Origin of the sequence: uncultured Maricaulis sp. (assembly GCF_905480005.1) — a bacterium.
GTDB lineage: Bacteria > Pseudomonadota > Alphaproteobacteria > Caulobacterales > Maricaulaceae > Maricaulis.
The window spans coordinates 13,988-28,568 of the sequence record NZ_CAJQOO010000001.1 but is presented as its reverse complement, the minus strand read 5'-3'; the positions used below and the strand labels follow the sequence as shown (position 1 = coordinate 28,568).

The 14,581-nt window shown below is 64.5% G+C and carries 12 protein-coding genes; 6 read left to right on the top strand and 6 right to left on the bottom strand.

Going from position 1 to position 14,581, the window contains the following annotated elements; all coding sequences use genetic code 11:
* Positions 1-326: 326 nt before the first annotated feature.
* Positions 327-1,064: a polysaccharide biosynthesis/export family protein gene (locus tag QZ266_RS00120; protein ID WP_295690444.1), complete on the bottom strand. Its 738-nt coding sequence runs from the start codon at positions 1,062-1,064 to the stop codon at positions 327-329.
* An 88-nt stretch (positions 1,065-1,152) separates the two neighbouring features.
* Between QZ266_RS00120 and QZ266_RS00115 the strand changes: the two genes are divergently transcribed.
* The 3 genes from QZ266_RS00115 to QZ266_RS00105 all read left to right on the top strand — a co-directional run bounded on the left by QZ266_RS00115 (position 1,153) and on the right by QZ266_RS00105 (position 4,642).
* Positions 1,153-2,682: a Wzz/FepE/Etk N-terminal domain-containing protein gene (locus QZ266_RS00115; protein WP_295690441.1), complete on the top strand. Its 1,530-nt coding sequence runs from the start codon at positions 1,153-1,155 to the stop codon at positions 2,680-2,682.
* Between the two features lie 65 nt (positions 2,683-2,747).
* The gene (locus tag QZ266_RS00110; RefSeq protein ID WP_295690439.1) at positions 2,748-3,383 is read left to right on the top strand and encodes a hypothetical protein; all 636 of its coding nucleotides are present in this window, start codon (positions 2,748-2,750) and stop codon (positions 3,381-3,383) included.
* Positions 3,380-4,642 carry an O-antigen ligase gene (locus QZ266_RS00105; protein ID WP_295690436.1) on the top strand — a complete coding sequence of 421 codons (1,263 nt, stop codon included), beginning with the start codon at positions 3,380-3,382 and terminating at the stop codon, positions 4,640-4,642. The genes QZ266_RS00110 and QZ266_RS00105 overlap by 4 nt, the downstream gene beginning before the upstream one ends.
* A gap of 10 nt (positions 4,643-4,652) precedes the next feature.
* Here QZ266_RS00105 and QZ266_RS00100 read toward each other — a convergent pair whose 3' ends face one another.
* From QZ266_RS00100 to QZ266_RS00085, 4 genes are read right to left on the bottom strand one after another with little or no spacing between them, the layout of a single operon-like run.
* Positions 4,653-5,573 (bottom strand): glycosyltransferase family 2 protein, encoded by a 921-nt coding sequence (locus QZ266_RS00100; protein ID WP_295690435.1) that lies wholly within the window; start codon positions 5,571-5,573, stop codon positions 4,653-4,655.
* On the bottom strand, positions 5,570-6,337 hold the full coding sequence (locus QZ266_RS00095; RefSeq protein ID WP_295690433.1) for a polysaccharide deacetylase family protein: 768 nt from the start codon (positions 6,335-6,337) through the stop codon (positions 5,570-5,572). The genes QZ266_RS00100 and QZ266_RS00095 overlap by 4 nt, the downstream gene beginning before the upstream one ends.
* Positions 6,337-7,281, bottom strand: a complete 945-nt coding sequence (locus QZ266_RS00090) for a glycosyltransferase family A protein (protein ID WP_295690431.1) — start codon at positions 7,279-7,281, stop codon at positions 6,337-6,339. Before QZ266_RS00090 ends, QZ266_RS00095 begins: the two co-directional genes overlap by 1 nt.
* A 2-nt stretch (positions 7,282-7,283) precedes the next feature.
* Positions 7,284-8,735, bottom strand: a complete 1,452-nt coding sequence (locus tag QZ266_RS00085) for an oligosaccharide flippase family protein (protein ID WP_295690429.1) — start codon at positions 8,733-8,735, stop codon at positions 7,284-7,286.
* A 133-nt stretch (positions 8,736-8,868) separates the two neighbouring features.
* Here QZ266_RS00085 and QZ266_RS00080 point away from each other — a divergent pair, with 133 nt between their 5' ends.
* Together QZ266_RS00080 and QZ266_RS00075 are read left to right on the top strand one after the other, a co-directional pair.
* Positions 8,869-9,948 carry a GNAT family N-acetyltransferase gene (locus QZ266_RS00080; protein ID WP_295690428.1) on the top strand — a complete coding sequence of 360 codons (1,080 nt, stop codon included), beginning with the start codon at positions 8,869-8,871 and terminating at the stop codon, positions 9,946-9,948.
* Positions 9,945-11,150: a cellulase family glycosylhydrolase gene (locus tag QZ266_RS00075; RefSeq protein WP_295690426.1), complete on the top strand. Its 1,206-nt coding sequence runs from the start codon at positions 9,945-9,947 to the stop codon at positions 11,148-11,150. The genes QZ266_RS00080 and QZ266_RS00075 overlap by 4 nt, the downstream gene beginning before the upstream one ends.
* Positions 11,151-11,158: 8 nt before the next feature.
* On the opposite strand, the gene QZ266_RS00070 is transcribed toward QZ266_RS00075, so the two are convergent.
* Positions 11,159-12,709 carry an exopolysaccharide biosynthesis polyprenyl glycosylphosphotransferase gene (locus QZ266_RS00070; RefSeq protein ID WP_295690425.1) on the bottom strand — a complete coding sequence of 517 codons (1,551 nt, stop codon included), beginning with the start codon at positions 12,707-12,709 and terminating at the stop codon, positions 11,159-11,161.
* Between the two features lie 213 nt (positions 12,710-12,922).
* On the opposite strand from QZ266_RS00070, the gene QZ266_RS00065 reads away from it, so the two are divergent.
* Positions 12,923-14,533 (top strand): SulP family inorganic anion transporter, encoded by a 1,611-nt coding sequence (locus QZ266_RS00065; RefSeq protein WP_295690423.1) that lies wholly within the window; start codon positions 12,923-12,925, stop codon positions 14,531-14,533.
* Positions 14,534-14,581 lie beyond the last annotated feature (48 nt).

Here is a 14,581-nt window from a genome sequence, read left to right as displayed (position 1 = left end):
CGTGCGGCCCGCGAATGGCTGTCGACCCGCCACTAGGCGATATCGACACGACTGATTGCAGGCCGGCGGATGGGGGCATCTGCCGGCAGCAAGACCCACGCGCCCGCTGATCCGCATGGATGGCGGGCGTTTGTGTGTTCGGGCAGAGCGCGTCGGCTCATCCGGCCTGAAAGACGCAAGCTCGAGAGCTGACCCATTCCTGGTCGGGATCGTCCTGAAGACGGTCCAGGTCAGGCCCAACTCGCGAGTCCTCCCGGTGAGTTGCGCCGCAGCTTGACCCCCGGCGCGGGCCGGGAGGACGGTGCGTTCGGCGAGACCCGGAGCGGTCAGTTATTCGTGATCGCATCCGCGATTGCGTAGGAGAAAGCCTGGTCAAGCGGCAGGACGCCAGCGACGTATTGCTCCACGAAAACACTGACCTCGGCGACCGTTGAGCGGGGTACGAAGATGATGTCGTGGCGGCGGATCTGGATAGAGTCCGCACCCTGGCGCCCGCGCAGGGCGTCATGGAGATTGACCGTGCGCATCATTAGCGCGCCGCCGGGCTGACGTCGCAATACGACGACATCGCCGCGCGCGGCCGAATTCTGGAAGCCGCCGGCCATCAGGATGGCCTCCAGCGCGCCGACCGGACCCGTCAGCTCGACCAGGCCGGGATTATTCACTTCGCCGCCGACAATGATGTTCTGCGGGCCAAGGGCGGCACGGCGCACCTCGATGATCGGTGACACGAGAATATCGCGCGCATAGGCGTCGGCGAGCGTGTTGGCGATCTCGTAATCGGTCTGGGCCGCGACCATCACATTGCCCAGCAAGGGCAGGGAGACGCGGCCATCGGGGCCGATTGCGACCGTGCGCGAGAGTTCGGGGGCCGAATGAACCGTCACATCGAGACTGTCGCCGGGAAAGAAACGGTAAGCCGGGTCGGTATCCTGCCAGGCGGCAAAGCGCGGTTGTCCCCAATCCGCTGCAGAAGGCGCAGAGGGCGTGCCGGCGCAGGCACTTATGGCGAGCGGCATGGCAAGCAGGGCGGCGGCGCAGAGGCCAGTTCGGATCGCGCGCATGAAATATCTTTCCGGTCGACTGTCAGACCGCATTCTCCACGCTGCATGGATAACAAATTTTTAAGCGCGAGCAGGCTCTTATTGGGACATGACGCGCGCATATCACGATACAGGTTCCGCTTCGGCGGGAACCGCCGGGACGATTGATGCCCCTCGGCGGGAGCTCGACCTGTTCGACGTGATCGCCCTTGCCTGGTCTCAAAAGGGCTTTATCGCATTGATTTTTGCGGTAATTTTCGCAGGGGGCGTCGCCGCTTCCATGACCCTTCTCAAGCCGAGCTATACGGCCGAGACGCGGCTTCTCGTCCTGCTCGATTCGAATCCGACACCAACAGCGGCCGGTGTTGGTGACGCCTTCATGCTCGATCAGGTCATGCAGTCGGAAAGCGAATTGCTGAGTTCGGACGCGGTGCGGCGTCTGGCGCTGGAAACTCTGGGCGCCGATGTCGTGCTTGGCGAGGCCGCCGGGCTGAATGCGGACGGTGTGGCCCTGCGGGAATTGCGCGCCGGTTTCCAATTGTCCCGCGAGCCGAATTCCTCGGCCATCAATGCCAGTTTCAAATCGGCCTCTGCGGAGCGTTCAGCGCTCATCCTCAACACGATTGTCGACGCCTATCTGGCCTATCGCGAACAGGTCCTGTTCGAGACCGGCTTCTCCGGCCTGGAAGTCCGCCGCGAGCAGGCTGATACGGCAGTCCGCGTCGCGCGTGGCGAGCTGGAGAGCTTTCTTCTGGCCAATGAGATCGCAAATTTCGAGGCTGAACGCGGGACGGCGGAAAACCTGGTTGGAAATTTGACCGAGCGGATCAGTCAGGCCCGTGGTGAGCGCGATATGACGCTGGCCGGCGCAACGGCCCTGCGCGAACGCCTCGTGCAAATACCGGAAAGTATCGAATTATACGTCGAGAATGGCGTGTCTGGCGTATTGCTGGACCGACGCGCTGAACGCGCCAGCCTGCTGTCCCGCTACCAGCCGACTGCGCCGGCGGTTCAGGCCGTTGAACGCGAGATTGCTGCCCTTGAAAGCTTCATTGCCTCCGGTTCCGCGGAGGGTGAAGGCCAGCGTCGCACCGGCGCCAATCCGGTCCGCCAGGCGCTGGAATCGGATCTGGCGACCCGTGAAGCCAATGCCGAGGCCCAGGCCTCGCTCGCGGCAGCGCTGGAGCAGCAGGCCCGTGCCAATCGCAGCCTGATCAGTCGTCTGCGCCAGCTCGAACCGGAATATACGCGTCTGGCCCAGAATGTTGCGGCCGCTGAAGAAGCCGCGGCTGCGGTTGCCGGCCTGGAGGCCACGGCGTCTGCCCGCCGTTCACCAAGTCTCGGCGCCGCCGATGCTGTCCGCTTGATCGACCGGGCGACGCCGCCGATGGAAGGCCAGTCCATGAAGAAGCTCGGCCTGATCGGCGCCTTCGTGGCGGCGGCTGGCATTGCGCTCTTCCTGGGGCTTATCCGCGGCTATTGGGTGACCTATGTGCGCGCCGTCGCCTTGCCGCGCCCGCGACCGATGGCTCCGGCGTCTTCAGTTGCCGCACCGCCGGCTCCCAGCCAGCCAGTGGCGGCCAATGACCCCTTTGACGGTCTGCCCGTTCTCGCACATGTCGCCGACCGCTCTCTGTAAGCGCGGCGTTAACCTCGTTTCTCGCATTCTCTGACGAACCGAATCGCTCAGGGCGTCGACGTCGCATGAACCTCACCGCGGACCTTTCCCAGCTCATCGATGAGCTCGAACCTATCGCCCGTCCGGGCGGGACGGGGCGCGTCCTCATGGTGATGGGCGCCAGCCGCGGCGCCGGAGCCTCGACAGTGGCGCGCGAATTGGCGCGTCTGGCAGCCCGGCGCTCCACGCGTGGTGTCTGGCTTTATGATCTTGATTTCAACGCCAATGCCCAGGCTGAGGCTGCGCGGGTGCAGGGGCAGGCCTTTGATGCCGGCTTCGGGCGCGAGCCTTTCTGGTCGCTGAGCACGCAGGATGGCGAGATGGCCCGCATCATCGCGCGGCAGTCGGCTGTTCCCAATCTCTTCGTGACCGAGTTGCAGGCCCGGCCTGGTGCTGTCCGGCAGGCAGGTTTGCGGGCGGCGCCTGATTACTGGGCTGCGGTCCGCGGCGCCATTGATCTGGCGATCATTGATGCGCCCGGCAATTCGCGGGCGCCGCTCTCGCTGGTCGATGATGCGGACGGCGTCATTCTGGTTGCCGACGCCCGGCTCAGCCGCGTCGACGGGATCCAGGCCCGGCGGGCTGCGATTGAAGCGCGCGGTGGCGTTGTGGCCGGCCTCATTCTCAACCGGATGCGGAGCGGCGTGCGGAGCGCGGCATGAGCCTCGCCGCCAGTCATGATCCCGCCTTCCTGGCCGCCTGGCGTCAGGCTCCGGCCCTTCGCTTCACGGGCGTGATCGAGGGCGGGCTGACCCTGCTTTGCCTCTTCCTGTTTTCCCAGGGCTTGATCGGACCCCTCTTCGCCGATCCCGCGGACCCCGACAGTTCCGTCGTGCTGCGCCTGATCTGGCTGCCGGTCTACGCCATCACGCTGGGCCTGGCGGTCACGCGGCCGGGGGCGGTCATGCGAACCCTGACCGGCAATTGGTTGCTGCTGGCCCTGGTCCTTCTGACCGCGGTTTCCGTGATCTGGTCGATCGCTCCGGACACCACGCTTCGACGCGCCGTCGCATTGATCATGACGACGCTGTTCGGCTTCTGGATGGCGGCGCGCTGGTCGTGGCGAGCGCTCATTCTCCTGACCGCGGCGACTTTTATCGGTCTGGGTGTACTCTCTACCCTGATGGCGATCGGCATGCCATCCCTCGGCGTCGACCATGAAGTCCATGCCGGCGCCTGGAAGGGCGTCTGGTGGGAGAAGAATACGCTCGGCGCCATGATGGCCTGGGGCGCGGTGGCCTGTTTTGCCGCCTTGCACATGGATTCGCGCCGACGCTGGATCTGGATGTGCGGCGCCCTCCTGTGCTGCGCGCTGGTTCTATTGTCGACCTCCAAGACCGCCTTGCTGGCCCTTCTGCTCGGGACCGGCGGGGCAATCGGGATCGCGCTGTGCCGCCGCGGTTTCGGTTTTGCTTCTCTGGTGCTGTTTCTGGGTCTGAGCGGTGCGGCAGCGGGCGCGCTCATCCTGTTGATTGCACCCGTCGAGTTTCTGGAGCTTCTGGGTCGCGATGCGACCTTGACGGGGCGAACCGATATCTGGGTGATCCTCTCGCGCCAGGTCGGCGAAGTGCCGTGGACGGGCTATGGCTATATGGCGTTCTGGGCGGATGAGACCGGGCCGGTCTACTGGGTCCGTCAGGGCACGGACTGGCCGGTGCCGACCGCGCATAATGGCTGGATCGAAACAGCGCTGGCCGTCGGAATTCCCGGCGTGATCATGATGGCATTGATTTATGGCCGCGCATTCCTGCGCGCCCTGTCGCGCCTGTTTACAGGACCTGAAACCTATTGGACGCTGACTTTCCTCGCCATGCTCGGTCTGGTCAGCATCTCGGAATCCAATCTATTGCAGCAGAACTCGATGGGTTGGGTTCTCCTGGTGGCGACGGCCGCGAAGCTGGCTGACCGGCGCACCAAATAAGACCGGACGGCTAGTCTGCGGCGGCGGCTTCGCCGTAGAAGCGCGGTTCGAAAGCCTCGACCCAGAACAGTTTTCCAGCCCCCTGGACGGCTCGGTCAAGCCAGCTCGCCGCGGCTTGCGACCGGGTCAGGCTGGACAGGCCTGCGAGGGCGCCGAAGACCAGCATCTGGCCCAGTCCCACACACATCCAGAAGGCAATACCGGACCAGCGGCGCGGTCGGGCATTGGCCGCCGACTGGGTCGCGCCCTGGCCGAAGGCAAAGCTGCGGGCCAGCAGATAGCGCCAGCTCGTCCGCCGGGCATCGACCGTCTCGATGGCGTGCGCCTTGGCCGACCATCCAAAGCGGGCGCCCTGGCGGGCGAGTTCGGCAAAGAACAGGTCGTCCTCGCCGCCGCTGACATTCATGCGCGGATCGAACGGAGCATCCGGCAGATTGAAGGCGTCACGGTCGACCAGGGAATTCCCGCAGCCGAAAGGGGCATCAAGCGCGTGATCGGTTTTTTCGCCCGGACGCGAATAGAGACGCTGTGCCAATGCCCCGCGCACGCCATGCGGCACATCCAGTGCTTCTCCGCGCAGCGGGCCGAACACAACGCTGGCACCCAGGGTCTCGGCGCTCGTCATCAGGGATTCCAGCCAGGCCGCCGAGGCAATTTCGTCATCATCGAGAAAGGCAATATAGCGCCCCGATGCCGCCGCCCAGCCGGCATTGCGCGCATTGGCGACGCCGGCGCGCGGTTCATGGACATAGCGGACGGCACATCGTGCGACTGCGCGGGCATTGGCGACACAATTGCGGGCGGATCCATCCGGATCATTGTCAACGACGATGATTTCGTCCGGCTTGCGGCTTTGTGCCATCAGACTGGCCAGCGCGTCGCGCAGACCTTTCGGGCGGCGAAAAGTGGGCAGGATAACCGAGACGCTCATGCTGATGCCTCCATCTGACGCACCGCTTCACGCATGGTCAGGACGTCGGCGCCGCTGTCGGCAATGGCCTGGCAGACCCGCTCGAGCTGGGCCGGTGTACAGCCCCACTCGGTGGGCGTTTCCTGGACGTCGTGCGCGTAGAAGATCAGCCAGCCGGTATGGCGTGACAGGCTCACGGCGGCCTCGACCGCGCGATCAATGCCGGCATCCCCGCCATCGATCGGTACGGATTTCAGGAGATTGCGGTCGGCCGCGCCGCGATTGATGTCGGCCTGCACGCCACGCAGGTTTGAAAAGCGTTCGGACAATGCCCGCTTGGTCGCCGGGCTGGCCTCGCCATAGGGAAAGGCGAAGCTTTCCAGCTCGGTTTCCAGACCCATGGCCTTGAGCGCGCGTTCATTGCGGGCGATGTCGGCGAGAAACGCGCCGGTTCCGACCTGGCTGGCATCGAGATGGCTGTAGGTGTGGCAGGCGATCTCGTGCCCCGCGCCGACGAGGCGCTGCAAATCGCCACAATCGAACATCGCGCCGTGATGGGTCTGGCCTCCGGCATAGCCAGCGGACGCATAATACGTGCCTTGCCAGCCATGGCGTTCGAGTATTGCGGCGCCGGTAGAGGCGGCCGATTTCGGGAAATCATCGAAGGTGATCGTTATGATGGCGCGGTCGGACGGCAATTGCAGCGGCTTGCGCGCAGCGACCCGCGCCCAGCGACGATTGAGGCCGGCGAACAGACCGGAGGCGGGCGTGTAGGGGGCGTTCATCACAGAACCTCCGATGTCCAGCTGGCGCGCCAGAGTTTGACGGCCAGTGTGCGCAGGCGAAGCGGCAGGGCGTTGTTGCGGCTGGTCCAGGCCCACAAGCCCCGGAGCCAGTGCTGACCCGGAACGGCTTTGAGGGTGCGGGCGGCGCGGGCGCCGGGCAGGCCGCTCAATTCGGGATGTCGATCCAGAAGGCGGCGAAAATTGACGGCGCCGGCCTTGAATTTGGCAAGCAGCTCGTCGGTGGATTGCAAGCCGCCATGCCGGGCCGGATTGTCGACATGGATCAGATGAAACCCGTTGCTGGCGGTGACGGCCCAGTCGGTATCCTCCCACCCCCAGCCGCTGAAGCCCTGATCAAAGGGGCAGGCACGCATGACGCTGGCGCGCACAAGCACATTGGATGAGCAGAAGGCGGTGGCTCCGACAGCGTTGCGCGTCGTGGCATCGTGGTGATCGCTCGACCGTGAAAGCGCCGCATGGAGGATCTGATCCGGGTGTTCAGCGTCTGCCGTGACATAGCCGCCGAAGATCGCATCCGCGACGTCGTCGGCCATCGCCTGACGGTAGCGTTCGAGGAAAGCGCCATCATCCGGGATCATGTCGGCGTCGAGATACAGAAACCAGTCTGCGCGGGCCGCGCCTGCCAGCAGATTGCGTCCGGCCGCACGGCCTCGGTTCCGCACGCTTGTCAGCACGCGCATGGGCAGGTCGAAACGGTCGGTATGCGCGCAGATCGCCCGGTTCAGCTCGGGGTCCGGCTCACCATCATCATAGAGTACGATCTCGAAATCATCGGCACGCTCCGCCATCGGGCCGAGCGCATTGATCAACGGGCGCGGATCGTCGCCATAAAACGGAATGAGGATGGAAAGCCCGGGTTTTTGAACCAGAAGTCCGGCTGCATTCGCATGCTCACGCATCGGGATTTCGGTCATCGCATTCATGCTCACACCCCCGCCGGTCGGAAGAGGAGGCGGGCGTCGCGCGCCCAGGACCGGCACCCGGCAATATCCAGGCAATAGGCTGAAATCACGTAAACGACACCGCCGGTTCCGGCCTGCAGGAGCAGATCGATCCAGGCCGCTCCACTGTGCGGTAGTGCGAAGACAGCGGCCGCCATGATCGCAGTCGCGGAGCCGGCCTTGATCCAGTCAGCCCACGGCAGGGGCAGAGTGAAGTGACGCCGCCCCAGGACCGCGCAGGCCAGCAGGGCGAGCGCGTAGGCGACCACGGTGGCCATGGCCGCGCCGGCAATCCCGAAGACCGGGATGAGCAGGAGGTTGAGGCCCAGATTGAACGCGGCGGAGACCGCCATGATCGTCGCCATGACACCGGTCTTGCGGGTCAGGGTGAATGCCTCGTGGAAATAATAGGTCATCATGCCCTTCATCAGGCCTGACAGGGCGATCCAGGGCAGGATGGAGGCCGCTTCGGCGCGCACGGATTCGCCGATGATCAGCGTGGTCAGCGGTCCGGCGACGAGGGCGAGCCCAGCGGCTGCGGGAAAGCAGATCAGTCCCATCAGGCCGGCAGCCCGACCGGCCATGTCCCGGGCCGCGGCAGCCCCGTCTTTCTCGAAAGCCTTGATGGTGAGAGGCCAGACGGCGGCGCCGAACCAGATGAAGATCACGTCCAGCAACCGGTCAGCCAGGCCATAGCCCGCGGCATACATGCCGACGGCGCCCTGCGAGATCAGGGCAGCGATCAGGAAGCGGTCACCGACGGAAAGCAGGTGCTCGAAAATCAGCGAGATGGAGAGTGGCGCGCCATAGCGGGCAAAGCTGGCAGCGCGAACCGGCTGACGTCGTCCCTTTGCGGCACGGCGCAACATGACCGGCAGATCGAAGACCAGCATGACCAGCGCGGCAATCGCGGTGCCAACAAAGACACCCGCCGCCCCGAGATCGGTTGTCAGAATGACGCCGATTCCGACCATGAACCCGACCATGAGATAGCCAGCCTCGAGCGCCGAGTAGCGACCGACATCGCCGCCTGCGCGGTGGGTTTCCAGGCCAATCTGCAAGAGCGCGCGCAAGATGAGCGAGATGACGGCAAAGCCGAGGGCGGACTGCAGCTTGGGATCAACCGGCAGGATGTTTACCCCGAGGACGAGGGCGCCACCCGCAAGGCCGGCAATTACCAGATACAGCCCGTAAGCGGTGGCGAGGTGATCGCGCAGCCGCCCGCGTTTTTCGGCCCGTGCATGGAAGCGGGCAACCGCGGCCTCAAGCCAGGTGAATGTCACGATGTGGGTCAGGGAGAGCGCGGCGATTGCGATGGCATAGCGGCCATACTCATCGGCCGGCATGATCCGGGTGAACACGGCTACACTGCCGAATCCGACCAGGACTTGCGCCAGTTGAACCGGCAGATAACCCAAGAGATGTCGTCCAAGCATGAAACGCTCCACTCGCCTGAGAGGGGAAGCTTGCAAGAGCGGTGCCGCTTTGCGGGCGAGGTCTGCTCTGTTCACGGCCTGCTAAGGCGTTGCCCCTAATCTGATATTCCTGACGGGGATAGGGATCGGACCGATGCAGGTCGATTGTCGAAAACCGAGCGAGCTGACAGACGCGGAACGTGGCGCCTGGCGTGCCTTCGTGCAGGCTGAAGCGACGCTGGCCAGCCCCTATTTCGCGCTGGAATTTGCCGAGTGTTGCGAAGAGGCACGCGATGATACCCGGGTCCTGGTCGTTCGCGAGCATGGCGCAATAACCGGCTTTCTGCCCTTTCAGGCCGGACGGCTGGGTTTTGCTCGACCGCTCGCCGGCCCGCTGGGTGATGCCCAGGGTGTGATTGCGCCGCAGCCGGCGACGGCGGATCCGGCGGCCTGGCTGGCTCTGGCCGGCATCCCGGTCTTCGATTTTCACAGCGCCCTGGCCAGTCAGCGCGGCTTCGCGGACGTGGCCGACACGCCGGACGGATCCTGGATGATGGATCTGACCGATGGTTTCGACGCCTGGCAGGCCCACCGCAAGTCGGTGAATGCCAAGGCGATGCGCAATATCGCCACACGTTTCCGGCGCCTCGAGGCGCATGAGGAGTCCCACAGCTTCGTGATGGCGGACTACCAGGACGATGTCTTTGAAACCATGGTCCGGCTCAAGCGTGCGCAATATCATCGGACAGGCGTGTTCGACGTGTTTTCAGTGGGATGGACCGGGCGTTTGCTCAAGGCCATCTTGCGCCGCAAGGGCGACTATTTTTCCGGTGTGAGCTCCAGCCTTCGGGTGGGCGACCGGATCATCGCCGTGCATGTCGGCATGGCGAGCGACCGCCTGTGCCATTACTGGTTCCCGGCTTATGAGCCGGACCACAGCGGCTTGAGCCCGGGCGTGCTTCTGCTTGTGGAGATAGCGCGGATCGCCGCTGCGATGGGCCATCTGGGCGTCGAGCTCGGACCGGGCGATTATGGCTTCAAGAAGGATTTGTCGAGCAGCCAGGTCGGGCTTGTTGGCGGGCGGTTCACGACGCGCTCGCTGCGCGGTGCCCTGGCGCGGTCAAGCCACGCCTTTGCTGAAAGCTGCGCCCGCGCACCGCTCGGGCCGGCGGGGCGCCTTCCGGAACGAGCCTTGCGCAAAATCGGCCGGGTGACCGGCTTCCGGGCGTTGTGACCGGGCTGACCCGACGCCACGGCCTTTTGGCCGCGACCGCTGCCCTGGCGGTGCCGCCTGTCCTCGGTGCACAGGCCGGGCCGACCCGCCTTCAATTGTGGGACAATACGACCGGCGTCCGCTTGCGCGGTGCCGTCATCGCCCAGAGGCGTGTCTATCCGGACATTGATGGCCCCGAATTTCTCGGAAGCGGTGCTGTTGGTGCGCCGGTCAGCGACGGGGCATTGGACCGTCTGGCGAGATTGGGCGGCAATCTGGTGGTGCTCTCCCATCCCGGGTTGGCAGGCGAGGCGCCGCCTTTCGCCATCGATCCGGCAATCGAGCAGCATTTGCATGCCATGGTCCAGCGGTGCGCACGCCACGGGCTTTATGTCGTAATCGGCTTTCGGACCGGTCCGGGGCGCAGCGAGTTCACATTTCATCGTGACCAGGCCGACACCTGGTTTCCGGCCGAGCGGATCAATGAACGCGTCTGGCAATCGCGCGAGGCGCAGGATGGCTGGGAGGCGATGTGGGCACACACCGCCCGTCACTTCCGGCACTACCCGAACCTGGCCGGCTATCTCCTCATGGTGGAGCCGAATGCCAATCTGGCGGCGCGTGGACCTGATGGCGGCGATCTGGACATCTGGGACGCTGACCGGCTGGCCGAAACCGTGGCCGGAACACCGGCGGACTGGTCAGCCTTGTGTGCGCGCCTGAGTCGGGCGGTGCGGGCTGTTGATCCCGAAACGCCCATTCTGATCAGCCCCGATGGCTATGCCAATCCGGGATTTGCCGGACTGATCGACCGGGCTGCAGTGCCGGGCCAGGTTCTGGCGGTCCATGATTATTCGCCGCGTGCCTACACGCACCAGGCCGCCGGCGCGGGCCTGGAATTCAATCCGTCCCTGGCCGAGTTCGATCAGCCGATCGAGGGGCCATGGATGCTCGGAGAATTCGGGGTGTCCCGCTGGGCACCGGCGGCGGCGGACTATCTCGCCAACCGGATTGCTGCCGCGGAAAGGGCCGGTGCCGCCTGGTCGGTTTTTCGCTGGGATAGCGGCTGGCGTGTCTATGAGAATGCCGAGAACCGCTTCAACCCGCTTTACGGCGAGGCCGCGGACGCCCGTGAGCCTGACCCGCAATCGGCGCTTCTGGCCACGCTGTCACGGGCCTGGTCGCAGAACACGATGCGACCGGCGCCGTTTTTGCGGCGCTAGGCCCGGGCTCAGCGGATATTGATCTTGTCGCCGAGAAGAGCCGGCAGGGTGCGCAACATGATCCAGAGATCGAACCAGAAATTGGCTTTGTCGATATAGGCAACGTCCAGCGCGACCCGCGCGCGTGCGGCTTCGGGCGAGTGCAGGGGACCGCGTGAACCATTGATCTGCGCCCAGCCGGTAATGCCCGGCTTCACGCGGTGGCGATGGGCGTATTCGGCAACCAGATTGGCGGTCTCCGTGCCGCCGGTCCGCATGCCAAGCGCGTGCGGACGCGGTCCGACCAGTGACATTTCGCCAGTCAGCACATTCCAGAGTTGGGGCAACTCGTCGAGGCTCGTCTTGCGCAGAAAGCCGCCAATCCGCGTCACCCGCGGATCATCCAGCTCAACCTGGCGCATCGGCTTGTCGGCGGCGTTGGTATCATGACGCATGGTGCGAAATTTCAGCACATTGATCGGGCGACCATTGAAGCCTTCACGCACCTGGCGGAACAGGACCGGACCCCGGCTGTCCAGACGCACGGCGAGCGCAATCAGGAGCATCAGGGGCAAGGCCGCGAGGAACAGTCCCAATCCGAAGGTGAGATCCTGCAGGCGCTTGACCAGAAGATGGCCAAGGCGTTCCTCGACGCCGCTCATGCGTGCCGCCTGGACGCCAACGATATCGTCCAGCGTGGTCTCGGCCGGGTCGAAGGAATCCAGATCCAGCAACAGGCAGACCGTATGGGGAAGGGCGCGCAGCTTGGTCAAGAGCATGCGGACGCGTTCCTCGGCCTTGGGCGTGACGGTCAGGATGATGCGGTCGACCTCGTGCAGGAGGGACCAGTTCAGCAAGTCATCGGTCGTACCCAGATAGGGCGCACCGGCCAGCGCCTGGGGGCTGCGGGCCTTGCGGTCGTCGAAGACGCCCACGACATTCACCGTGCCGGACCCGGCATTGGCCTTGATCAGCTTGCTGGCATTGGGCGTCGCCCCAACCAGGACAACATTGCGGGCCAGTCGACCGGCCTTGGCCCAATGCTGGATGAAGCCGGCATAGATGACGTGGAGCAGGGTCACGGCCCCGACACCCGTAATGGCGAAGGTCGCGACGAGATGCACGACATTGGGGGCGGTGAGGTGGGCGAGGGCGGTGATGGCCGCGCCGGTGGTGGCGGTCGCAGTCAGCGCTCGAAGCAGGCGACCCGTGGCATTCTCGCGCGGCTCGACCTTGTAGAGGCGCATCAGCATGGCAAGGGCCGGGCACAGGGCCGCAAAGGCCAGCAGGGGCAGGAGCTCTCCGGCCGCGACTTCGGTCACCGCGCCGCCAGACAGGGCATAGGCACCGGTCACGGTCAGGATCAGGATGACGAAGATGTCGACACTCTGCCAGACATGGCCAAGCGCCTTGCGATTAATGCGATGGCGCGGGGCGCGCGCATCGGCCTTCATGTGGGCACGCGTCAGGCTCGCCGTGTCCGAATTGGACGGGCGCAGGGCATCTGACGTATCATTGGCAGGACCGGTCGCCTTGGGCAATTGTTGGCCTTCGGTGTGTGGTGCGTTGGAATAGTCCACAGCTCTCCCCATCGATCTTGGCGTCATTTGAGCAGAGCGGGCAAAAGATTTCGTTGAGAAGCGTGGTTAGTGAAGCGTTACCGAACGGCGCCGGGAAACCAGGCCTGCACCCTGAAGAAAAGGGGTGCATTTTTGTGCGGCGCAACATATCACCCGCAAGATGAGCGACGCGTATGACGCCTCGCCAATTGCGCAGCCACCGGTGGACTTTGAATGCTCAGAACTTCTCTAGCTGCTTTTACGGAACGCCTCGCTGCAACCATTGGCGATCGTGGTGAATTGCCGCCGCTGAATGTGAGCCGTATCCGGATCGAAATCCTGGCCGGTCTGACGGTTGCCCTGGCCCTGGTGCCGGAAGCTGTGGCCTTTGCCTTCGTGGCCGGTGTGCCGCCGCTGGCGGGCCTATATGCCGCTTTCATCGTCGGCCTGATCACGGCTGTCCTTGGGGGTCGGCGAGGCATGATCTCCGGGGCCACGGGCGCTCTGGCCGTGGTGATGGTTCATCTCGTCGCCGAGCATGGCATCGAATACCTGTTCGCAACCGTCGTCCTGATGGGAATTATCCAGATTTCGGCCGGCGTCCTGCGCCTTGGCAAGTTCATCCGCATGGTCCCGCACCCGGTCATGCTGGGTTTCGTCAATGGCCTCGCGATCGTGATCGGCCTTGCGCAGCTGGAACAGTTCAAGACGGTCAATGAGGCCGGAGAGCACATCTGGATGACCGGGTGGCCGCTCCTGCTCACGCTGGGCCTGGTCGGCCTTACCATGGTTCTGATCTGGGCCGTGCCCAAGGTGACCAAGGCTATTCCGGCGCCGCTCGTGGCGATCGGCGTCGTCGCTGCGCTGGTGATCGGTTTCGGTCTGCCGGTGCCGCGCGTCGGTGACCTGGCCTCCATCGAGGGCGGTTTGCCGGCCTTTCACATCCCGATGGTTCCGCTCAATCTCGAGACGCTGGAAATCATCCTTCCCTATGCCGTTATCCTGGCTGCGATCGGCCTGATTGAAAGCCTGCTGACACTCAATCTGGTCGGTGAAATCACCGGTCGCCGTGGCGGCGCGTCGCAGGAATGCGTGGCCCAGGGCCTGGCCAATCTGGTCACCGGATTCTTCGGTGGCATGGGGGGTTGCGCGATGATCGGTCAGTCCATGATCAATGTGAAATCGGGCGGACGACTGCGCCTCGCGGGTATCGCGGCGGCGCTCTTCCTGCTCGCCTTCATCCTGGTCGGGTCTTCGGTGATCGAGCAGATCCCGCTGGCTGCGCTGGTCGGCGTGATGTTCATGGTCGTGATCGGCACATTCGCCTGGCAGAGCCTGCGTATCCTGACCCGAATACCCAAATCCGACGCCTTCGTGATCCTGCTGGTCACCGGTGTGACGGTTTATGCTGACCTCGCCATTGCGGTCATCGTCGGTGTCATTGTTTCGGCGCTGGTCTACGCCTGGAATGCCGCATCGCGCATTCATGCCCGCGAGAGCATCGGCGAGAATGACGAGCACATCTACAAGCTCGAAGGACCGCTCTTCTTTGGGTCCACCGCCAGCTTCATCGAATTGTTCGACATCGAAAATGACCGGGATCGTGTCGTGATCGACTTCGCCGACAGCCGGGTTGTCGACCAGTCCGCCTTGCAGGCGATCGAGGACCTGGCCCTGAAATACGACCAGGCCGGAAAGCAGATCGAATTGCGCCATCTCAGCCGTGATTGCCACAAGCTTTTGACTCGGGCCGGCCAGTTGGTGGTCGATAGTGATGACGATCCGGCCTATGAGCTGGCCGTCGACTACAAGGTCCGTCTCGGCCGCATGGGCGGGGCGCACTAGCGCCTACAGGCTTGGCCATCGAGGTCGCGCAAATGTTACGGCCAGCGC